This is a genomic window from Agarivorans sp. QJM3NY_30 (assembly GCF_050870855.2).
GTDB lineage: Bacteria > Pseudomonadota > Gammaproteobacteria > Enterobacterales > Celerinatantimonadaceae > Agarivorans.
In genome coordinates this window covers 1,773,338-1,793,871 of record NZ_CP194038.2, presented here as the reverse complement: position 1 = coordinate 1,793,871, position 20,534 = coordinate 1,773,338, and the positions used below count along the sequence as shown (strand labels likewise).

At 45.2% G+C, this 20,534-nt stretch carries 20 protein-coding genes, 1 tRNA gene and 1 pseudogene; 9 read left to right on the top strand and 13 right to left on the bottom strand.

Annotated elements, in window-relative coordinates; genetic code table 11:
* Positions 1 to 47: 47 nt before the first annotated feature.
* The 4 genes from ACRRSX_RS08280 to ACRRSX_RS08265 form a co-directional block, all read right to left on the bottom strand.
* A tRNA-Ser gene (locus ACRRSX_RS08280) sits at positions 48 to 138 on the bottom strand.
* 203 nt (positions 139 to 341) lie between these two features.
* The gene (locus ACRRSX_RS08275; protein WP_432453680.1) at positions 342 to 2,426 is read right to left on the bottom strand and encodes a TRAP transporter permease; all 2,085 of its coding nucleotides are present in this window, start codon (positions 2,424 to 2,426) and stop codon (positions 342 to 344) included.
* 232 nt (positions 2,427 to 2,658) lie between these two features.
* The gene (locus tag ACRRSX_RS08270) at positions 2,659 to 3,663 is read right to left on the bottom strand and encodes a TAXI family TRAP transporter solute-binding subunit (protein WP_432453681.1); all 1,005 of its coding nucleotides are present in this window, start codon (positions 3,661 to 3,663) and stop codon (positions 2,659 to 2,661) included.
* Positions 3,664 to 3,949: 286 nt separating this feature from the next.
* The gene (locus ACRRSX_RS08265) at positions 3,950 to 4,669 is read right to left on the bottom strand and encodes a substrate-binding periplasmic protein (RefSeq protein WP_432453682.1); all 720 of its coding nucleotides are present in this window, start codon (positions 4,667 to 4,669) and stop codon (positions 3,950 to 3,952) included.
* A gap of 190 nt (positions 4,670 to 4,859) precedes the next feature.
* Between ACRRSX_RS08265 and ACRRSX_RS08260 the strand changes: the two genes are divergently transcribed.
* Complete coding sequence (locus tag ACRRSX_RS08260; RefSeq protein ID WP_432453683.1) at positions 4,860 to 5,510, top strand: L,D-transpeptidase family protein; 651 nt, start codon at positions 4,860 to 4,862, stop codon at positions 5,508 to 5,510.
* 199 nt (positions 5,511 to 5,709) lie between these two features.
* On the opposite strand, the gene ubiT is transcribed toward ACRRSX_RS08260, so the two are convergent.
* Positions 5,710 to 6,198 carry a ubiquinone anaerobic biosynthesis accessory factor UbiT gene (gene ubiT / locus ACRRSX_RS08255; RefSeq protein WP_432453684.1) on the bottom strand — a complete coding sequence of 163 codons (489 nt, stop codon included), beginning with the start codon at positions 6,196 to 6,198 and terminating at the stop codon, positions 5,710 to 5,712.
* 142 nt (positions 6,199 to 6,340) lie between these two features.
* Between ubiT and ubiU the strand changes: the two genes are divergently transcribed.
* Both ubiU and ACRRSX_RS08245 read left to right on the top strand, forming a co-directional pair.
* Positions 6,341 to 7,339 carry a ubiquinone anaerobic biosynthesis protein UbiU gene (gene ubiU / locus ACRRSX_RS08250; RefSeq protein ID WP_432453685.1) on the top strand — a complete coding sequence of 333 codons (999 nt, stop codon included), beginning with the start codon at positions 6,341 to 6,343 and terminating at the stop codon, positions 7,337 to 7,339.
* Positions 7,340 to 7,353: 14 nt separating this feature from the next.
* Positions 7,354 to 8,229, top strand: coding sequence for a U32 family peptidase (locus ACRRSX_RS08245; RefSeq protein WP_432453686.1), 876 nt, complete (start codon positions 7,354 to 7,356; stop codon positions 8,227 to 8,229).
* A gap of 21 nt (positions 8,230 to 8,250) precedes the next feature.
* Here the strand turns inward: ACRRSX_RS08245 and nlpI are convergent, their stop codons facing one another.
* From nlpI to hemA, 6 genes are all read right to left on the bottom strand, one after another.
* On the bottom strand, positions 8,251 to 9,123 hold the full coding sequence (gene nlpI, locus ACRRSX_RS08240) for a lipoprotein NlpI (RefSeq protein WP_432453687.1): 873 nt from the start codon (positions 9,121 to 9,123) through the stop codon (positions 8,251 to 8,253).
* A gap of 124 nt (positions 9,124 to 9,247) precedes the next feature.
* Complete coding sequence (kdsA, locus tag ACRRSX_RS08235) at positions 9,248 to 10,105, bottom strand: 3-deoxy-8-phosphooctulonate synthase (protein WP_432453688.1); 858 nt, start codon at positions 10,103 to 10,105, stop codon at positions 9,248 to 9,250.
* Positions 10,106 to 10,115: 10 nt separating this feature from the next.
* A complete protein-coding gene (locus ACRRSX_RS08230; RefSeq protein WP_432453689.1) occupies positions 10,116 to 10,880 on the bottom strand; it encodes a SirB1 family protein in 765 nt (254 codons plus the stop codon).
* 62 nt (positions 10,881 to 10,942) lie between these two features.
* Positions 10,943 to 11,794, bottom strand: a complete 852-nt coding sequence (gene prmC / locus ACRRSX_RS08225) for a peptide chain release factor N(5)-glutamine methyltransferase (protein ID WP_432453690.1) — start codon at positions 11,792 to 11,794, stop codon at positions 10,943 to 10,945.
* Positions 11,784 to 12,875 (bottom strand): peptide chain release factor 1, encoded by a 1,092-nt coding sequence (gene prfA, locus ACRRSX_RS08220; protein ID WP_432453691.1) that lies wholly within the window; start codon positions 12,873 to 12,875, stop codon positions 11,784 to 11,786. The genes prmC and prfA overlap by 11 nt, the downstream gene beginning before the upstream one ends.
* 67 nt (positions 12,876 to 12,942) lie before the next feature.
* Positions 12,943 to 14,193 (bottom strand): glutamyl-tRNA reductase, encoded by a 1,251-nt coding sequence (hemA, locus tag ACRRSX_RS08215; protein ID WP_432453692.1) that lies wholly within the window; start codon positions 14,191 to 14,193, stop codon positions 12,943 to 12,945.
* A gap of 162 nt (positions 14,194 to 14,355) precedes the next feature.
* Between hemA and lolB the strand changes: the two genes are divergently transcribed.
* The 4 genes from lolB to ACRRSX_RS08195 all read left to right on the top strand — a co-directional run bounded on the left by lolB (position 14,356) and on the right by ACRRSX_RS08195 (position 17,288).
* Positions 14,356 to 14,976, top strand: coding sequence for a lipoprotein insertase outer membrane protein LolB (lolB, locus tag ACRRSX_RS08210; protein WP_432453693.1), 621 nt, complete (start codon positions 14,356 to 14,358; stop codon positions 14,974 to 14,976).
* Positions 14,969 to 15,847: a 4-(cytidine 5'-diphospho)-2-C-methyl-D-erythritol kinase gene (ispE, locus tag ACRRSX_RS08205; RefSeq protein WP_432453694.1), complete on the top strand. Its 879-nt coding sequence runs from the start codon at positions 14,969 to 14,971 to the stop codon at positions 15,845 to 15,847. Before lolB ends, ispE begins: the two co-directional genes overlap by 8 nt.
* 67 nt (positions 15,848 to 15,914) lie before the next feature.
* Positions 15,915 to 16,856: a ribose-phosphate pyrophosphokinase gene (locus tag ACRRSX_RS08200; RefSeq protein WP_432453695.1), complete on the top strand. Its 942-nt coding sequence runs from the start codon at positions 15,915 to 15,917 to the stop codon at positions 16,854 to 16,856.
* Positions 16,857 to 17,129: 273 nt separating this feature from the next.
* Entirely contained in the window at positions 17,130 to 17,288 is a 159-nt protein-coding gene (locus ACRRSX_RS08195; RefSeq protein ID WP_432453696.1) for a hypothetical protein, read from the top strand.
* A gap of 103 nt (positions 17,289 to 17,391) precedes the next feature.
* Here ACRRSX_RS08195 and ACRRSX_RS08190 read toward each other — a convergent pair.
* Positions 17,392 to 17,946 (bottom strand): annotated as a pseudogene (locus ACRRSX_RS08190) (IS4 family transposase); the annotation flags it as partial.
* A 169-nt stretch (positions 17,947 to 18,115) separates the two neighbouring features.
* Here ACRRSX_RS08190 and ACRRSX_RS08185 point away from each other — a divergent pair.
* Positions 18,116 to 18,454, top strand: coding sequence for a GFA family protein (locus tag ACRRSX_RS08185; protein WP_432453697.1), 339 nt, complete (start codon positions 18,116 to 18,118; stop codon positions 18,452 to 18,454).
* Positions 18,455 to 18,682: 228 nt separating this feature from the next.
* Here the strand turns inward: ACRRSX_RS08185 and ACRRSX_RS08180 are convergent, their stop codons facing one another.
* On the bottom strand, positions 18,683 to 19,675 hold the full coding sequence (locus ACRRSX_RS08180; RefSeq protein WP_432453698.1) for a transposase: 993 nt from the start codon (positions 19,673 to 19,675) through the stop codon (positions 18,683 to 18,685).
* Between the two features lie 321 nt (positions 19,676 to 19,996).
* Between ACRRSX_RS08180 and ACRRSX_RS08175 the strand changes: the two genes are divergently transcribed.
* Positions 19,997 to 20,461, top strand: coding sequence for a GNAT family N-acetyltransferase (locus ACRRSX_RS08175; RefSeq protein ID WP_432453699.1), 465 nt, complete (start codon positions 19,997 to 19,999; stop codon positions 20,459 to 20,461).
* The last annotated feature ends 73 nt before the right edge of the window (positions 20,462 to 20,534 follow it).

Genomic DNA, 20,534 nt, shown 5'->3' with positions numbered 1-20,534 from the left:
CTGCAATTAAAGTGTCATGTTCTGATTGATGACATGCCAAGTTAATATGGCGGAGGAGGAGAGATTTGAACTCTCGAAGGGCTATTAACCCTTGCCGGTTTTCAAGACCGGTGCATTCGACCACTCTGCCACCCCTCCGCAGCGGTGTGAATATTACGTTTATGATTTTAAAATGTAAAGGCTATTTCAGTTCAACCGCTCGCAATTCAGCCAATTGAGTCAAACTTTTTATGGATTGACGAATTCTTGTTCTACCCGGCATTCCCTAAGATGTTTGAACTAAGTTGTTTGAAGTATCCGCCAGGCACTTAAGCACTATCACTGAGCTTGCTGGCGGTTTTTCACGACTCCACCGAAGACAGTTTCAGTTTGGCGCTTTTGCCAAGGTAAAGCACAAATATAATTAGGCAGAACAAGCTAAACAACTGCCAAACAAAACCCAAAGGATACAATAAAGCCGTGGCCAACGCGGCCATCAGCACTCGCTCCCAAATCTGTAGCTGTCGTTTATGCCAGCCCTGCATCACTAAAGTAAAGGCGTATAAGCCGGGCAAAGCAAAAGCAAACACGAGTATCGGCTCCCACCCCGCCCCCTGCACTAAAGGCGTATAGGCAAATAACAAGGGAATGATGTATAGACCCTTGGCGATTTTCCAGGAAGTAAAACCGGTCGCCATTGGTGGCGACTTGGCGATAGCGGCAGCAGTGAAGGTACATAAACAAACTGGCGGGGTTACGTTACTGTCTTGCGACAACCAGAAAATGATTAAATGAGCAGACAGCAACAACATCGCTATTTTGCCATCATCAAGCAACATCGGTTGCAGCAAGGCCATCATCTCATCAGGGATTTGACTGACTAAAGTTTGCGCCTCCACTAAGCTCAAACTGCTTTGCTCTGCCCCCACCCCCAGCAGCATTAATACCGCATGCAGCTCACTGCTGATCTCTGTGGTGCTCAACACTCTCACCAACTCGGCGTTCGCCATTAATTGTAACAAGGCGGGTGCCGACAAGGTCGCCAGTACAATATATGAGGCAGTGACCGGTAAACCCATCCCCAAAACCAAAGAAGCGATAGCCACCAACAATAAGGCCAATAATAAGCTTCCGCCTGACCACTCGGTAATCATTAACGAAAAGGTATTACCAATCCCGGCGGTGGCGATCACATTCACAATCAGGCCTACGGAACAGAGCAATACCGCAGTTACCACCATATTTCGCGCCCCTAGTGCAAATGCATCGGCGATGGCTCGAAAACCCATCTTATTCGGGGTAAACCAGGAACTGATAACCACCGTGATAATTGCGATCACCGCCGCATAAGTCGGGGTATACCCCATCACCAGTAAGCTAATCAATAAACTCACGGGCACAATAAAGGATAAACCTTCTCGCAACACCATCGGCAGTAAGGGCGCGCCTTTTTCCATGGTACGCGTTAAACCCATTTTGTAAGATTCCGTTCGCACGTAAAATACCAGTGAGGCAAAATACAATATCGCAGGAAAAATACTCACGATGACGATGGTGCTGTAGGGGATCTGAGTATAACTAGCCATCACAAAGGCACCAGCCCCCATAATCGGGGGGACAATTTGCCCTCCAGTCGACGCCGAAGCCTCAACGGCGGCAGCAAAACGTGCACTAAATCCAGCATTTTTCATCAGAGGAATCGTCACCACCCCAGTTGAAGCCGTATTGGCCACTGCGCTACCAGAAATAGTCCCGGTTAAACCTGAGGCGATAATCGCCACAATCCCTGGTCCGCCAACCAGTTTACTGGCGATGCTTTTTGACAAGTGGATCACAAAATCCCCTGCGCCCGAGCGTAATAAAAAGGCACCAAACAGGATAAACATAAACACAAAGCTCGCCGAAATTCGGGCGATGTTGCCAAAGATGGCATCGTCACCATAAATACTTCGAAACAACAGCGTCTCTAGACTTAAACCTTTGAATTGAAACACGCCCGGCACATAATTGCCCCACCAGGCCAAATAGGAAATAGAGCTCACAATGAGCAATGGGATCACCCAACCTGTCGCCCGACGCGTCATATCAATCGCGCCGAGGATCACCACTATGCCGCAGATCCAATCGAGAGTGACTAAACGAACGCCCCGTTGGTAAATCAAGTCTTCGGCAAACAGCAAATAAATCGCTGACAGCGTGATAGAAAATACCCATATACGATCCAACCAACTGGCCAAGTGATGCTTTGTCAGCGGCTTCAGCAAGCCACATAACAAGACAAAACCTGCAAAGTGGATAATATTTTGTTGCAGAACTGCAATATCGGCGAAAATATTGAAATAGACATGCACTAGACTAATCACGATCCCCAGCACATACACCAATGACAAGGAACGGGTTTCGTTGACTTCTTGACGGATACTATCGGGGACTGCATTCCATTGCATAGCAGAAGCTCCTTGAGTAACAATAATGCGCGGTGCATAAATAAAAGTGCATGCGAAGTGCACGTATGATGAGAATTGCTTCCATCAGCAAAAGATGACCACGGGATCAATGCTCACGAGAGGCCTTCGCACTGAATATTTGAAGCCCTTTCTATCGGTGATTCGGCTTGGTCTTATGATATGGAGAGGCTTAACAAGCAAACTCACTGACTTGTTAAGCCAAAACAAGCGCTTATTTCGCCACCAAGTTATCGGGAATTTGAATCCCCTGTTCGCGATAGTAACGTGCCGCACCGGGATGAAGTGGAGCAGGCAAACCTGCCAGCGCTTTTTCTAACGACATGGCGAGGGTTGCTTTATGGATCGCCTGTAAAAAAGCCAAGTTTTCGTAAATCGTTTTGGTCAACAAATAAACAAATTCTTCATCCACGTCAGCATGTACCGCTAAAAAATTCGGTTGCGCAATGGTATTCCAGTCCTTTGCCTGATTCGGGTAGGTGCCTGCGGGTATCACATACCGAGTCCATAAACCCAGGCCCCCATTTGCCTGCTGCATTTGCTCATCGCTAATATCCAGCGGTACAACATCTTTCGCCGCTGCGGCAAATAACTTAGTGATAGCCCCGGTAGGAGCCCCTGCCGGCGTGTTAATGCCGACTACTTGGCCATTTTGTAGCGCTTCCGCAGAGGGGCCATAACCTGCAGAAAAAAGTTTCATTTGGCTATCAATATCAACCCCAAGATGCCCCAGTAGAAAACGGTTCGAGCCAATAGTTCCGGAGTTTTTCTTACCCAAGGCGAGTGTCTTTCCAGTTAATGCTAGTAGGTCGCTAATATCCCCTGTTTTCGCGTATTGCTTTTGAATAACAAATTGCTCAACATTCTGCCATAACATAGTAATAGAGCGCAGATGAGTTTGCTTTCCTTGTTGTTCAAGAGGACCACTCCCATTAACCGCATAGGAACCATAGAGCCCCTGTAAGATGGCAAACTGAGCTTCTTTATCACGCAATAACTTAATGTTCTCCGCTGAACCAGCAGAATTAATCGCAGAAACACTCACTTTATGGGTCGGTTGGATCTTCACCTTAGTTAGGGTTGCCAATGCGACCCCCACCGGATAATAGGTTCCTCCGGTACTCGCAGTTGCCAACAAGTAGTTTTTAGCGGTGTCCGCTTGCGCTGTTACACCGAGCATTGTTGTCAGTAGTAATAAACTTTTTAGCCAATAAGCCATGATTTACTCTCCTTAGTAAAGGTTCTACGACCACGCGAACCCTTGATCCTGAATATCTAAACGATGAAAACTCAGCCCTAGCCTACAACTTGCTGATTTAAGCGTGCGTCATCAACGACTCAAAGCTCTCGACGCCTTAATCACGCCAATTATCAGCAGCTCTCGATGAATTTCTATGGCACCCGCCATCTTCAAGCGAGCGAATAATCATGCTAATGAACAAGTTGCAAATTAACAAGTTATTAACACGAGCCTACGACTAAAGTCGGAACCAACCATAAGGCAACTACTTAAAATACTTTTGGTAGAGCTTTTGATAACTCGCAGAGCTGACGACTAACTGCAAGGCTCGTTGAAAGCGTCGTAATTCGGGCTCACTCACCGATGGATGAAAAGCATAACAGTATTCATTATCGAACAAACTATAGACTTGTTTGAAGCTTAGTTCATGTGGGTCGATGTGCTCCGAGACCAGAGCCAACAAATCAACTCGGCGTAGCGCTAATAATTTAAATGCTTGCTCAATCGTCTTAATCGCCACGATATTATGCTGTAGGCCAGCATCATTTAGATAAGCATGGATCGACTGACCGCTGAGTAATGCAACTTTATAATTCGCTAAATCCGCCAACGCCGTGATCTCAATTTTGCTGTCATTCAGTGCATATAAATTGGCCTGACCGATGTTAATTGGACAAGCCCATTTAAATTTTGACTCTCGCTGGGCAGTTTTAATAGTTGAAAATAACACCGTATAAGGCAGTTGCTGCAGTTTTGCGTATGCCCGTTTCCAAGGTAAAAACTGGATCTCTGGGAGCGGGCTACCCAATTGCTGAAATACCAAACTTAACAGTTCCACAGCAAAACCTTGCGGCTGTTGCTGTTCAACATAGTTGTAAGGGAAAAAGTCTTCACTCATGTAACTCAGCTCTTCCAATGTATGAGCTTGTAGCTGAATACTCGTGAATAGAGAACAAGCAATGAGTAACTTAATCCTGTATTTCATCCCAATCCCCAAATTTCTCATTTTCACGACTTGCCTAGTCAGCAAATTCAACCAGCAGCCAACATGGCAACGCTAGTCAGAAGACAAAACAACAAGTACACTGCAGCCTCAGCAATCTACCGAGCATTCACCTTTGAGTTTCATTCGACTATGCTTTTATGCCCTCCTTGGTGGCTATTGTTTTTCTATAATGGCTGCTACATGGCCAAACTCGACTCAGCACTTAGCAGGAAAACGCTCCATTAGTCAGGCTATAAAGGCCTACCATAACGATAGTCTAAAGCGTTTATTACCGCTATTTGTCGCCGCTAAAGTCGATTACCCGCCGCAAAAAATCACCTTATTGACGAGCAAACGTTCACGACGCTTAGAGCTATGGGCCGACAGTGGGGAGGGTTATCACTTTATTCATACTTATTGGATCCGACATGCGAGTGGCACGGCAGGGCCAAAGCTTCGAGAAGGGGACTTGCAAGTCCCCGAGGGGATCTATCAGATTGAGGCTCTAAACCCGAATAGTCAATTTCATCTTTCGATGAAACTGAACTACCCTAATAGTTTCGATCTTGCCAAAGCAAAGTTGGAACAACGCAAGCAGCCCGGTTCAAACATTTTTATTCATGGCAAAGCGTCATCAATCGGCTGTTTAGCCATCGGCGATCAAAATATCGAAGATTTATTTATCTTGGTGGAACGTATTGGCCCCGGCAATAGTTCAGTGGTTATCGCCCCGCACGATCCAAGGCTATTGCCGCTGTTTCCAGTACCAGATCACTTACCCCCATGGACCACAGAACTTTATCAACAAATCCAACAACAATTTGAGAGATTTAAGCGATAGAAACCTGGCAGCGAATGATTTTTTATGTTCAGTTTTATTGAGATAAATGAATTTGAATCACCGCCAGCAGAAGCATACCAAGAGCAAACAGACCCGAATTGCCGTGTTTCCTAAGGAGAAATAAGCACAAGGATTCTGCTAGCTACTTTATAGTGACCATTTAAAAAGCACCAAATGGCTGGTTAAATCGCAAACCCTGTTACGCGCTATGATATTGCAGCACCATGCCGGCACTTTTTTTCAAGCCTTCGCTAAGCCATGCGGGCAGGCTGTCAAAGTCTAAGTTGTCCAGTAAATTTTTAAGTTCTAAACCGAGCTCGGTATCACCTTCTATTTTTAAGCGGCGTTGAAAAAATAATGTATCTGGATCTTCTTGGCGTCCCATGAGCAATACAAATTCATTAAGCTGACCAGAAAAACTGACATCAATTTGAGGCGCATTCGCTTGAACCCGCAATTTTCCCTGTTGAAAAGTGACAAACCAGCTAGCATTTAGATCGGTCACTTCAAGCTTCAACCAACGTTGTAGCAAAAAATCAAGATCGCCTTCTTCAATTGCTTCCGCAAAAGCAAGGGCTAGCGCTTTCTCTAAAACCAAGCCTTGCACAGCAAAAGGACAGAACTTCACAGGAATGCTCAATATTTTGGGCATGTCTTTCACTAAAGATTGTTTCAAGCTATCCAGCACTTCATTTCCTCATATATAAACAATAGATCGAGCAGATAAGTGATTCAGTTTACTCAACTTTGCCAACATCAAACCTGCTCTGAGTCAATATCCTGAATAACTAAGACCAGTAAAATAACAAAAAATCTCTTGAGAGGGACCTATGGAATTACTTTGCCCTGCAGGCTCTTTACCTGCAGTTAAAGCGGCGGTGGATCACGGCGCCGACGCTATCTATATTGGCTTTAAAGACGCCACTAATGCTCGCCATTTTGCTGGTTTAAACTTTGAAGGAAAGAAGCTTGATAAAGCGGTCGACTACTTAAAGCAACATCGGCGTAAATTACATATTGCGATTAATACTTTTGCACATCCACAACAGCAACATCTTTGGTTCTCAGCCATTGACCGCGCCGTTGATATCGGCGCTGACGCCGTCATTCTAGCCGACATTTGTTTGCTCGAATATGCGAAGCAACAGTACCCAGACCTAGAAGTTCACCTCTCGGTGCAGGCCTCGGCAACCAATGCTTCGGCCATCGCTTTTTATCAACGTAACTTTGCGGTAAAACGTGTTGTGCTACCACGAGTATTATCCATCCATCAGGTCAAACAACTCTCGAGAGCTTGCCCAGATATGGAGCTGGAAGTATTTGCTTTTGGTAGCCTTTGTGTCATGGCAGAAGGTCGCTGTTATTTGTCCTCCTATTTAACCGGAGAATCGCCCAATACCGTTGGAGCCTGTTCACCCGCTTCTTATGTCCGTTGGCAAGAAACCGAACAGGGCTTAGAGTCTAGGCTAAACAACATTCTGATTGACCGCTATGCTCCGAATGAAACCGCCGGCTACCCCACCTTATGTAAGGGGCGTTTTGATGTAGACGGACAGCGTTATCATGCCTTAGAGGAACCCACCAGCCTCAATACCATTGAACTGATTCCAGAGTTATTCGCCGCCAATATAGCCGCTGTAAAAATAGAGGGGCGCCAACGTAGTCCCGCCTATGTCGCTCAAGTGACCCAAGTGTGGCGAGAAGCAATCGATAGCTTTAAAGCAAACCCAGAGAGTTTTTCCGCGAAAAGCCACTGGATGAGTCAATTAGCTAATTTATCTGAAGGCAGCCAAACCACTTTGGGTGCTTACCAAAAAGCTTGGCAATAAAGGATAGGTACCATATGAAATATGCACTAGGACCAATTCTATATTATTGGCCCAACCAACAAATTGAAGAGTTCTATCATCTAGCCAAGGCCAGCAGCGCCGACATTGTCTATCTCGGCGAAACCGTATGTAGCAAACGACGCAATATGAAGGTACAAGACTGGCTAGACTTAGCGAAACAACTCAGCTTCGCTGGCAAACAAGTTGTAATATCGACCATGGCTTTGTTAGAAGCACCTTCAGAGATTAAACAACTTCAAAAATTAGTCAGTAATGGCGATTTTTTAATCGAAGCAAATGACTTTAGTGCCATCGAAGAAGCACATAGAGCCAGTTTGCCTTTCGTCTGCGGTCCTGCGGTTAATATTTACAATGGCTATGCGCTGAAAGTATTGCTTGACCAAGGAATGCAACGCTGGGTAATGCCCGTTGAACTTTCCCGAGATTGGCTACAAAAACTTAGTAATGAATGTATTGAAATGGGGATCCGTGAACGCTTTGAGATAGAGGTCTTTGCTTACGGGCATTTACCACTGGCTTATTCAGCCCGTTGTTTTACCGCTCAGGCTGAGGGGAAAAGCAAAGACAACTGCGAAACCTGCTGCATTAATTACCCAAATGGACGCCGCGTCGATAGCCAAGAAGGCCAGCCACTATTTGTATTAAATGGTATTCAAACCATGTCGGGAGATTGTTACGACTTAATTAATGACCAACAAAGTATGCAGGGTTTGGTCGATATCGTGAGAATTAGTCCACTAGGTGAAGATAGTATCGAACACCTAGAAGCCTTTCGCCGCCGCAGCCAAACTACCGAACGATTTCCTACGCCGGATAGTGTCAATGGCTACTGGCATCAAATTGCTGGGATCCGCCACCAGCAAGACTAAAACAAGCTCAATGAGAGCCGGTTAGGGTTGGCTCTCATAGCGGTGCAACTCAAATAAAGCTAAACGATGTTCGACAAAATCATAAACGTTATTCGCTAAAGAGAGTTTGAAATAACTGCTGGCCAAGGTCTGATTCCCCGCCCGTTGTGCGAGCTTCGCCATATAGAAGTATGCTTCACAAAGCCGCTCCGCCAAAGCGCGATTATCCGTTTCGCCAGCCATCGTACTGGCCAAAAACTGCTGTTGATCGATTTGGCCAGCGTAGAGGCGAACAATCTGCCAACCCCAGTCCTGTTCGCTAGAGTATTCAGCTAAAGCCGCTTGTAGCGTTGTTAATGCGTCTGTTTCACCCGCTTCTAATTGAATGAGATAACGCCATAATACGCGGTAAGGATCATTGGGAGCCTGAGCAGCATAGCGTTTAACATCAACCACTGCCAACTTTGGCTTATTTGCGTAATTCAGTGCTAAACCGCGATAAAAGTAAGCGAATGCATAATCTGGCTCAAGCTCCAAGGCCGAATCAAAGCTTTCAAAAGCACTGTCAAATTCTTCGGCTAAGGTAAAGTAAACCCCCAGAAAGTTATACGCTTCGACAAAGTCGGGCTTTAACTGAATGGCTCGATTAAAGTCGAAGCGGGCTAAGGCTCGTAGCCCAACACGATCAAATACAATGCCTCGTTCGTAATATAGCTGCGCCATCTGTTGTTGATCATATTCACCAGAACTAAGCATTTGTCCCAAGCGAGCCAGCGCAACTTCTGATTGATAATTCACCTGTAATGGCGTTGCAAGAACAACTGTATTCGGCGTCTGGCTTGAAGTGCTAGCACAAGCGCTTAGGTAACCCAAAGTCACGACCAAACAAGCGGTGCGCAAGGCTTTTTTTAACATATCACTTCCATTTTATCTGTTTAGCAAAGTCGCTAGACCTAGCGAATACGTCTAGCTTATTCAGTTTACCCTAACAAGAGAAAAAGCTCAGGGAAACTTAAAGTTACCATTAACGACAAATTTCTTATTTTGAGAGGGTATCTAAATTGTCGAAAGACTTCACCAAATCATCCAGCGCTTTAATTTGCTTAAGGAGAGGTTCTAGTTTCGATAAAGGCAAGGCACTTGGCCCATCACATAAAGCATCATCAGGATCAGGATGAGCCTCCAGAAACAGCCCCGCTAAACCCGTCGCCATGCCTGCCTTAGCCAAGTCTCCAACCTGTTCTCGACGCCCACCCGAAGCCGAACCTAAAGGATCACGACACTGTAAGGCATGAGTCACATCCAAAATAACGGGTGCGCCTCGACTCACTTGCTTCATGATGCCAAACCCCAGCGTATCGACGACTAAATTGTCATAACCAAAGTTACTGCCCCGCTCACACAATATCACCTGATTGTTGCCACATTCGGCAAATTTATCGACAATATTTCCCATCTGTGATGGGCTCAAAAACTGCGGTTTTTTAACGTTAATCACCGCCCCCGTGCGAGCCATCGCTTCCACTAAATCTGTTTGACGGGCCAAGAATGCCGGTAATTGAATCACGTCAGCGACCGCCGCCACAGGAGCCGCTTGCGCCACTTCGTGAACATCGGTGATCACTGGAATAGCAAACTGCTGTTTGATCTCTTCGAGTAAACGTAAACCTTGCTCCATTCCAGGACCACGATAAGAATGAATAGAAGAGCGGTTCGCTTTATCAAACGAAGCTTTAAATACATAGGGGATACCAAGCTTGTCGGTGACTTCCACAAAATGCTCGGCGATGCGCATCGCCAATTCACGAGATTCTAGTACATTCATCCCAGCGAATAAGGTAAAGGGTGCATCGTTGGCGACTTTAATTTCGCCAATATTAATCGTTTGTTGCTGCATGCTATTCCTCTTAATGCAAAATTGCAGGCTGAGCGTCCATCGTGTTGATCTGCATCTTCAGTATCTTCGATAAGGGATCATCGGGACATTGCTCAATAAAATATTCAAAATCGTTAATTGCAACACTATTGCAATCCAATTGTTGGTAAATAAAACCGCGATCACGCATTTCGTGAGGATCACCAGGTTTTAAACGCAGCAAAACCTGAGAGGTCCGTAAGGCCATCTCAAATAGTTCTTCCCGTAAACAAGCCGCCTTCAGCTCTGCTAACCAGCGTAGCGTCATCTCTACCGAAGAGAGTGGTTGCAGGTTTTCCTTAATTAAACTGGCCAAATTGCCCTTATAACCACGGTGCATCACCGCTAACTGCGCCAAGCTTTTGGATTCTCCAGCAAAGGCATCAAAATATACCCCCTGCCCTTCAATGTTAAAGGCTAATATCGTTTGCGCAGGAAATACAATAGCCTGACATTCTAGCTCTAATTTACGAGCAAAATAATGAAATAACACGGACAAAGTCGTGCCATTTCCACTGCGCCGCTCTAGCACATCATGAATCAACAAATTGTTACTATGGTAGTAACTTTGCCAATCACCACTAAAACCTAAGTCTTGGTAGAACAATTGCTTTAATTGTTCAAAACGCGGAGCGGTGCCCTGCGCAACAGGGTTGACCTTAAGCCAATCTAACCACAGTCGATGCAAACTCTTGCGGACCTCCCCAAAAGATTGCCCAGCGATTTCTTCTTCAATACCTAAAATGCGAAAAATCACTCAATCCCTATCCTTTAGCTAATTGTTCAGTCACCCAACTGACGATGTTATAACCCGTCCAACTAAACGAGATAACAACCGCCACTGACTCTATCCATGCCACCATAGTCTTGCGCGGTAAATACTTGTACAAAACCTTCAGCAGTTAATCGTTGCTGAATGGCTTCTTTTTGATCGAAACCATGCTCTAACAGCAGCCACCCACCCGGCTTTAAATAAGCCTGAGCAGAACTAATGATATGCTGAATATCAGCCAAACCTCGAAGCTCAGCAGTAAGTGCAGAGCTTGGTTCAAAACGCACATCACCTTGCTGTAAATGTGGGTCTTGCGGGTCAATATAGGGTGGATTACTCACAATTAAATTAAAGCGTTGCCCCTCAAACGGACTAAACCAAGAACCCTGTCTTATATCAACTCGTTCTAAATCTAAACCTTGAGCATTCTCACGCGCTAGTTCAACCGCATCTAAACGCACATCACAAGCATATACTTTGGCCAAGGGCAACTCACTGGCAATTGCTAAAGCGATCGCCCCCGTGCCTGTACCAAGGTCAACTATTTCTGTATCGGCTTGGTTAGTGACTTTCTTTAGGCTTAGTTCAACTAAAACTTCAGTGTCGGGACGTGGAATGAGCGTCGCCGCTGATACTTTTAAAGGTAAGGACCAAAATTCACGTAAACCAGTAATATAAGCCACTGGCTGTCCCCCTTGGCGCTTAAATACCCAATATTGATAATCATCCCATTGAGCTTGCGTTAAGTGACGCTCAGGCCAAGTCATCAGGTATGCTGGTTCACATTGCAATACATATTGTAATAATACGCGAGCATCAATCTGCGGAGACTCACCACTAAATAGAGTCTGCTTCGCCCAATTTAAAGCCTCCGCGATGCTTGGTGGCTTAGGCGTCATTATCTGCCAAGGCCGCGAGTTGGTCTGCCTGAAATTCTTGTAAAATAGGGTCGAGTAAGGCTAATAAATCCCCTTCCATAATATCGTTTAAGCGATATAAAGTAAGGTTAATACGATGGTCACTCACGCGACCTTGTGGATAGTTATAGGTGCGGATCCGCTCGCTCCGATCGCCACTGGCAACCAACTCACGACGCATGCTGGTTTCTTCTGCACGACGTTTATCATCTTCTGCAGCCTGTAAACGAGCCGACAATACTGACATCGCTTTGGCCCGGTTCTTATGCTGAGAACGCTCTTCCTGACATTCCACCACCACTCCACTGGGTATATGGGTAATACGAATCGCAGAGTCAGTCTTGTTCACGTGCTGCCCCCCCGCGCCAGAAGCTCGGAAGGTATCGATCCGTAAATCACCGGGATTAATTTCGATTTGTTCGGCTTCAGGGATCTCCGGCATCACTGCGACGGTACAAGCAGAGGTGTGGATCCGGCCTTGTGACTCAGTTTCAGGCACCCGTTGCACCCGGTGTCCGCCAGACTCGAATTTCATTAAACCATATACATCTTCACCGTCGATCTTTGCAATCAGCTCTTTATAACCGCCTTGCTCACTGTCGTTGCTTGATACAATCGACATCCGCCAGCCCTGATTTTCAGAAAACTTACTGTACATACGGAACAAATTGCCAGCAAAAATAGCCGCTTCATCACCACCCGCGCCAGCTCGGATCTCTAAAAATACGCTTCGTGAATCATTGGGATCCCGCGGTAACAATAATAACTGTAATTCGTCGGTTAAACGCGCCATCTCTTGCTTGGCATCGGCGATTTCTAACTCAGCCATTTCTCGCATTTCAGGATCGTCATCGTTCAACATTTCGTTGGCAGAATCAAAATTCTCTTGTGCCTGTTGGTAAGTGGTAAAACAGTTCACCACCTCTTCTAGTTGAGAGTATTCTTTGTTCAGGGCTCTAAAACGGTTCTGATCAGAAATAACTTCTAGCTCACCGAGCAATACTTGAACTTCTTGATACCGCTCTTGTAGGGTCTCAAGCTTGGATATAATGGACGCTTTCATGCTTTCTCTCTATAAATACAATACTTCGCCAACCATGATTAGCAACGAAGCATCGACAATAATCAGGTTATTTAGTTAGGCCTACGGCCTCTCGTATCACAGCCAATTCATCAAAGCGGCCATCACGTCCCGCCTTATTAATCGCCTCTGTTGGGGCGTGAATAAGCTTGTTAGTTAATTGGAAAGCTGTTTCACGGATCACTATTGCTGGATCTTTGCCATTGGCTAAAGACTCCAGTGCTTTTTCTACCGCGGCGTCGCGGACCCGCTCACTATGACTTCGATAATCACGAATGGTGGTTACCGATTCCAATGACCGTAACCAGCCCATAAATGTTTCGCTATGAGTCTCAACAATAAATTCAGCCTGTTCTGCTGCCTGAGCGCGTGATGCCATATTCTGCTCAACGATGCCTTCCAAATCATCAACACTATACAAATAGGCATCGCGTAACTCACCAACTTGCTCTTCAATATCTCGCGGGATCGCAATATCGACTAAAAACATCGGTTGATAACGACGTTTCTTCAAAGCACTCTCCACCATGCCTTTACCAATAATCGGTAAAGGACTCGCTGTAGAACTAATCACAATGTCAAAGTCAGCCAAGTGCAAAGGGATGTCATTTAAGGTTATCGCATCGGCTGAAAATCGCTCAGCTAACAATTTAGCGCGTGACACCGTTCGGTTTGCCACCATCAAATGCGTCACCCCTTTATCCACCAAGTGCTTTGCCACCAGTTCGATGGTTTCGCCCGCACCAACCAACAACACTTTAGATTCACTTAAATCATCAAAGATTTGCTTGGCTAAACTGACTGCAGCAAAGGCCACCGAGACTGCGTTCACGCCAATATCGGTATTGGTTCTAACCTCTTTCGCCACCGAAAATGCACGCTGAAAGCAGCGCTCTAATACACTGCCGACGGCACCGGCTTCACGTGATTCATTGTAGGCTTGTTTAATTTGCCCAAGAATTTGCGGTTCACCTAAAATCAGCGAATCTAAACCACTGGCAACTCGCATTAAATGAGCGACTGCCTGCTGATGCTGGTGCTGATAGAAGCAAGAGATAATTTCTTGTTCGGGCAACTGTTTATAAGAAATTAACCAATTAATGACATCGGTACTATCAACTTCTCCTAAATGACAATAGAGTTCAGTACGATTGCAGGTTGATACGATCACCATTTCAACACCAAGCTCTGCAACTGCTTTACTCAAGGCTTGGTTGACTTGCTCTGGGCTAAACGCGACAAGTTCACGCAAACCAATGGGAGCAGATTTATGATTGATTCCTAAGACTAACAAGGTCATCGCTGTGGGGCTTTGTTGCGCCGTATCCTATGGGTAAAAAGAGAAATTGTACGGGAATAAGGGGCTAAATAAAAGAAACTCCATCGCAAAGCGCCGCCAGTTAGACTATTTTTATCGAGCTTTTACAACACATCTTTGCTTTTAGGTAATTTACAGTCACCTATGCAAACTTTTATACTGCAAAAAAAGACCGGAGCTATTGTGCGCCAATTTGCCTTATTTATCGTACTCGCGGTGTCACTCAGCGCCTGTACCATCCAGCCCCCAATTACAACTAAAAATAGTGAGTGGGACCAACATCTCAGCCAACTCCAGCAACTTACAGCTTGGCAGCTCAGTGGCAAGATCGCCTTTATTGGCGAAACTTCGCGCCAAGCAGCAAATTTGTCTTGGCAACAGGATGGCGAGCAAAGCATTCTCAAACTCAATGGCCCTTTGGGAACCCAAGCCATCGAGTTACATTATCAGCCACACAAGGTGTGGGTAAAAACCAAAAACCAAGAGTATTTCGGTGACAATGCGCAACAACTAATCATGCAGCTAACCGGTTGGCAAGTCCCCATCGCCCAATTACCGAATTGGTTACTCGGGATCCCGACTCAAAATGATTATCAATTAAATCCGCAGCATCGTTTAGCCGCGTTCACGACAGCCGATAACTGGCAGGTGAATTACCTCAATTATGCTCAGTACGGACAGCTTGCTTTACCGCGCCAACTGGAAATTCGCTCAAAAAGCACTCTATTGAAACTCAATATTCATCAATGGCAAATACATGACTAAACAAATAAACAGCGGCCCATGGCTCTCTCCCGCTAAACTCAATTTATTTTTATATGTAAATGGGCGTCTTCCTAACGGTTACCATGAACTTCAAACCCTGTTTCAATTCATTGACTATTGCGACCAACTGTATTTTGTTGCGAATCCACACGGCAGCATCTCACTAACCAGCAAACTAGACTTCCCTGCCGATGACAATCTCGTCGTCAAAGCAGCCCGGCTACTTCAGCAACATTGTCAGATCACCCAAGGGGTCGACATCACTTTAGACAAGCATTTACCGATGGGCGGTGGCATTGGCGGTGGTTCCTCCAATGCTGCGACCACACTATTGGTATTAAATGAACTGTGGGGGTGTCAACTTGCTATTGAAGACTTAGCTCAACTCGGTTTGCAACTGGGCGCCGATGTGCCTATTTTTATTCATGGGCATAGTGCCTTTGCAGAAGGGGTTGGCGAAAAACTGCAAAACGTCGAAATTTCAGAGCCTTGGTATCTAGTGCTGCACCCTCAGGTGCATGTGGCGACAGAAAGTGTATTTGGCCATCCAGACTTACCCAGAGATACGCCCAAAAGAAGTTGGCAACAATTATCCAACGCAGATTGGCAAAATGATTGCCAAGAAATTGTGGCTAAAGTTTATCCGGAGGTTGCACAAGCTCTTCGCTGGTTGGTAGAATACGCGCCGTCGAAGATGACCGGAACGGGTAGTTGCGTTTTTGCCGCCTTCGACACGGAACATGAAGCCTTGTCAGTTTTGGCGAAATGTCCTAAGAATATTTCCGGCTTTGTGTGTAAGGCCTGTAATCAATCGCCGCTTCATCAGCAATTGAATCACAAAACAACACTCAACAACACAGTAGATACTTAAGGAACCGTCTTCTTAGGTATTAAACAACGTAACGCTCTTTTGACCCGATAAATCTGAGGTTTCCATCGTGCCAGACATGAAACTCTTCGCCGGTAACGCCACGCCCGAACTTGCCCAACGTATTGCTGATCGCCTATATACCACTCTTGGTGATATATCAGTAGGTCGATTCAGTGATGGCGAGATTAGTGTACAAATCAATGAAAATGTTCGTGGTGGAGACATCTTTGTTATCCAATCCACTTGTGCTCCAACCAACGACAACGTAATGGAGCTGATCGTGATGGTTGACGCTCTACGTCGCGCCTCTGCGGGTCGTATTACTGCGGTAATCCCCTACTTTGGTTACGCTCGTCAAGACCGTCGCCCACGCAGCGCACGGGTGCCAATTACAGCCAAAGTTGTGGCTGATTTTCTATCAAGTGTCGGCGTTGACCGAGTTCTAACCGTTGATCTTCACGCAGAACAAATTCAAGGCTTCTTCGACGTACCTGTCGACAATGCCTTTGGTAGCCCAGTGCTATTGCAAGACATGTTAGATAGAAACCTCGAGTCACCGGTTGTGGTATCACCCGATATCGGTGGCGTCGTCCGCGCCCGCGCCGTCGCGAAAATGCTTAATGACAGTGATTTAGCAATCATCGACAAACGTCGTCCGCGTGCAAATGTTGCTCAAGTCATGAACATTATTGGTGATGTCGATGGCCGTGATTGCATCATGGTTGATGATATGATCGATACTGGCGGTACGCTTTGCCAAGCAGCTGCAGCACTCAAAGCCAAAGGTGCTAAGCGGGTATTTGCCTATGCGACTCACCCAGTATTCTCGGGTAATGCCGCGAAAAACATTACCGATTCTGCACTCGATGAAGTCATTATTACTGACTCTATCCCATTAACAGATGAAATGCGTAATTTGGAAAAAGTACGTCAATTATCTTTAGCGCCAATGCTCGCAGAAGCGATTCGACGCGTCAGCAATGAAGAATCAATTTCTGCAATGTTCTGACAACAAGCATATTAAAATATGCTACTTGTCGTTGGGGCCATTAAGTTTGTGACTTAATGGCAGCAACGCGTAAAAAGCGAACCGCATGGTTCGCTTTTTTTATTTACGAGGTTTGTCTATATCGCTTTGGGACAGAGACTTGTTATACCGATTGCGCTAAATATCTGATCTAATAGTTTATCGCTCATTCAAGTACTTATCCGCATACATACACATAATGAACTGAAACGACTCTTAAAAAAAACCTCAGATCCTAGATTAAAAATTCGCTTAATGGCTATCTACCACTTTAAGCGTGGCTACAACCGCACACAGATAGCGGAAGTGCTTGGGGTAGCCAGAGGCAGTGTCAATACGCAAAAAACAAGACTATGGACATCCATGATAAAAAACATGGAGACAACAACACCAATTGTTAAAGCAAGACTATGAAAGACTATGGACATCCATGATAAGAAACATGGAGACAGCAACACCAATTGTTAAAGTAATTCCACTGCTATTATTTATTGTCATGCCGATTAACGGCTAAATTTACCGTTTTAGTGAGTTCCCATTGTTCACTGAGCTGATAACAAACTTCTCCCCGCAACTTACCCAACCAATACCACCCATAAGAGGCCACCTCCCTAAACCAAGTATTACGGTATCCCGATCCGTCACTATCAACGGTGTACACACTGGCTAGCTCAGATAGGAACTGATGATGATTACATGGTGCATTGTAATCGTTGAACTCGAAGGTGCGTTCATACAAAGTAATGGAGCGGCCTTTTATTAGATAGATGCACGTAAGGTCATCACGCGTCATTGCTCACGCACATCAGTCCAACCTACTAGCACCACAGGCATGAGATTAGCCCCGCAAATCTGCCGAGCATGCCATTGGTATATGGCTAAACATTCACGATTTAGAGGGTGATTACCGAGCAAGCGGTCCATGCATTTAATGCTGTGTTTAGGTTCGGTTTGTGCTATTGCGCCCGAGTTCAATGAGAGACAATTTGTCGCAATCCAAGAGTGATGTAGGGGCAACCATCAGAGAGTTAAGGTGTTTTTTGTGAATATAAGGGCGCAGCCCAATAAGCATTTAGTGTAGAATTTCAATTTCGCACATCCTGAAAGCCTCCGCGCAGGATTTGATAGAAAAGGTTTTTGGCGAAATCAATTAGCTTAAACAACGGGGGGCGCGTCTACTTATATGAATTTCCAAGGGATTATCTAGATTGCGGTGTTAGGTGAATACAGAGAATTATCGAATGGAATTAAAGTGTCACTGTGGAAATGTTAGTTTAACATTAAGTTCGCTCCCTAAAGAAGTTGGCGAGTGTAACTGTTCTATTTGTCGTCGTTATGCTGCGGCTTGGGCGTACTTTTCTCCAGAGCAAATTCAAATCAATATGAATGAGAAAACTGCTTTTTATTGTTGGGGAGACAAAGAAGTAGAGTTTCATCGTTGCAACTCATGTGGCTGCCTGACGCATTACGTAACAACGCAGAAATGCTCCGAAAATATCTTGGCGGTCAATATGAGAATGGCTGAAAATAAAGTACTTTCAAATATTCTAGTTCGCAAGATCGATGGTGCATCATACTAACTCACCATATAAGGCGTTTAAAAAGAGCATAGACATCCATGATAAGAACCATGGAGACAGCAACACCGTTTGTGAAAGTAATTCCACTGCAATTATTTAGTCCTCTGGCGTTAATCATGCTGATTGGTGGCTGAATTCATCATTAATCACTCATCTTGATGATTTCTGAGGAAATACACGCCTCAGCAAAGCTGATGGAGAATGAATGGTTCGAAAGTAAGCTCGCACTTAAGTGCGATTTAGCAAACGTCTGCAGCAACTTAAACCGGCCGTTCGTTTGTGCCCCATATGCTGATGATATTGCCTGAGCAAGCGCTCTTTACCGACTGCGCCAGAAAAGTGCCGTTCAAACTCTCCGCTTAAAGTCAGCCACTGCGCTTCATTTATCCCTAAGCGTTGGATGATGGAACTTTCACCACTGTCGATGTCACCCCGTTTATCCTCTCTTACCATGCGTCCAGTCATATCAACCAACTCAAGATAGTCTTTCAGCTCAAAGGGTAAGCCTTGGGGCATCGGCTCTCTTGGGTTACCCACAAAGGGAAACAGGTTTGTTGCCTGGGCTTGTTTTAGCTGAGCGGCTTTTGCTCGTCGCTGTACGCTGGTATGGGCCGAGTCCTCTGGTGTACTTGCCATCTTGGCTCTGATGGGGTTTAGGTCTACGTAAGCCATACACGCCATGAGTGCGGCTTCATCCAAAAGCGCTTGGGATTTAAAGCGTCCTTCCCAAAATCGACCGGTACATTGGTCTTCTTGATTGGCGGCTCGCGCAATGTGTTCGTTTAAATGGCGCATAAACCAGCTTAAATCGAAGAGTCGAGCCCGATAGACTTCGGCGGTGGCGCGAATGGCCTGCAGTTGCACCTCACTTAACTGCGGACGTAGCTCAAGATTAAGATACATCTGAGTCAGTAAGGTGCCCTGATGCAAGCTATGCCAACGTTCTAAGGCTTCATCCATTGACCAAGCTTCTGCTTGCGGCTGATTAACATGTAGCACGAGGTGGGTATGATTACTCATGACAGCATAAGCACAAACATCAATGGCGAACACCGACGCTAATTTGAGCAGATAATCCTCGACCCACTGGCGGCGGTGCTCATAGCTTTTACCGGTTTGTTGGTCTTCGCCACACAGAAACGCCCGTCGAACACAACGCGAAACACAATGATAGTAGGGTGTATCCGATAAGCTCACTTGCGAGCGTCTTGACCGAGGCATAATGTTAACTCCCCCAAATAAATCACTATTGACAGTTTAGACCATAATAAACGTTTCGTTAGTTTGGGTGTCTTGTTTTCTCGTTCTTAGTTGGGGTGGGTGTCTTCTTTGACACTTTTTGCTTTTAGTTTGGGTGTCTTGTTTTCTCTCTCTCTCATTTTCATAGTGTCACCTCTAACTAGGTGGCCAAATTAACCGTACCACTACAATGAGTTTTTTGATTTCGCATATTCATCCCAAAGCACAACACTATGTGGCTATTCATGGTGATAAATCGTTAGTAAAATAACGTTCTGAAAATTAAGGAACCGTAAAAAAACTATGATTATTATAAGAAATTACCAAAAAACAGATGCATCAGAAACGTGGAAACTGAAGTATCACACGATCCGAAATATAAACATCAATGATTATTCTCTAGAACAGGTAACTGCCTGGGCTCCTGATAACTTAGACATGATTGTTTGGCAAAAGCGAGTGGATGATATGAATCCTTTTGTCGCAGAACTAAATGGGAAAATAGTCGGTTTCGCAGACTTGCAACAGGATGGATATATTGATCATTTTTTCTGTCATGCCGAATATCAAGGTATCGGCGTGGGTAGATTATTAATGGAGCGCTTATTTGCTAAAGGGCGCTCGGAAGGTATAAAGCGTTACTACTCACAGGTGAGTAAAACAGCCCGACCATTTTATGAACACTTTGGCTTCTGTGTCGTAAAAAAACAGAAAGTAGACATTAATGGACAGTTGTTAACTAACTTTGTAATGGAAAAGATTAACTAAAAGGTTACCGCATACACTTTATCTGCATTGGCGTGCAAGTTATCGCAATTGATTTTTGAGTATGCCATGAACG

Excerpts from the sequence above, each read along its gene's own strand:
- ACRRSX_RS08270 (WP_432453681.1), bottom strand. The coding sequence starts at position 3,663 with ATGGCTTATTGGCTAAAAAGTTTATTACTACTGACAACAATGCTCGGT.
- ACRRSX_RS08245 (WP_432453686.1), top strand. The coding sequence starts at position 7,354 with ATGAAATATGCACTAGGACCAATTCTATATTATTGGCCCAACCAACAA.
- ACRRSX_RS08175 (WP_432453699.1), top strand. The coding sequence starts at position 19,997 with ATGATTATTATAAGAAATTACCAAAAAACAGATGCATCAGAAACGTGG.
- ACRRSX_RS08180 (WP_432453698.1), bottom strand. The coding sequence starts at position 19,675 with ATGCCTCGGTCAAGACGCTCGCAAGTGAGCTTATCGGATACACCCTAC.
- ACRRSX_RS08185 (WP_432453697.1), top strand. The coding sequence starts at position 18,116 with ATGGAATTAAAGTGTCACTGTGGAAATGTTAGTTTAACATTAAGTTCG.
- prfA (WP_432453691.1), bottom strand. The coding sequence starts at position 12,875 with ATGAAAGCGTCCATTATATCCAAGCTTGAGACCCTACAAGAGCGGTAT.
- lolB (WP_432453693.1), top strand. The coding sequence starts at position 14,356 with ATGCAAACTTTTATACTGCAAAAAAAGACCGGAGCTATTGTGCGCCAA.
- hemA (WP_432453692.1), bottom strand. The coding sequence starts at position 14,193 with ATGACCTTGTTAGTCTTAGGAATCAATCATAAATCTGCTCCCATTGGT.
- ACRRSX_RS08265 (WP_432453682.1), bottom strand. The coding sequence starts at position 4,669 with ATGAAATACAGGATTAAGTTACTCATTGCTTGTTCTCTATTCACGAGT.
- ACRRSX_RS08260 (WP_432453683.1), top strand. The coding sequence starts at position 4,860 with ATGGCTGCTACATGGCCAAACTCGACTCAGCACTTAGCAGGAAAACGC.
- prmC (WP_432453690.1), bottom strand. The coding sequence starts at position 11,794 with ATGACGCCTAAGCCACCAAGCATCGCGGAGGCTTTAAATTGGGCGAAG.
- kdsA (WP_432453688.1), bottom strand. The coding sequence starts at position 10,105 with ATGCAGCAACAAACGATTAATATTGGCGAAATTAAAGTCGCCAACGAT.
- ubiU (WP_432453685.1), top strand. The coding sequence starts at position 6,341 with ATGGAATTACTTTGCCCTGCAGGCTCTTTACCTGCAGTTAAAGCGGCG.
- ACRRSX_RS08195 (WP_432453696.1), top strand. The coding sequence starts at position 17,130 with ATGGCTATCTACCACTTTAAGCGTGGCTACAACCGCACACAGATAGCG.
- ACRRSX_RS08275 (WP_432453680.1), bottom strand. The coding sequence starts at position 2,426 with ATGCAATGGAATGCAGTCCCCGATAGTATCCGTCAAGAAGTCAACGAA.
- ispE (WP_432453694.1), top strand. The coding sequence starts at position 14,969 with ATGACTAAACAAATAAACAGCGGCCCATGGCTCTCTCCCGCTAAACTC.
- nlpI (WP_432453687.1), bottom strand. The coding sequence starts at position 9,123 with ATGTTAAAAAAAGCCTTGCGCACCGCTTGTTTGGTCGTGACTTTGGGT.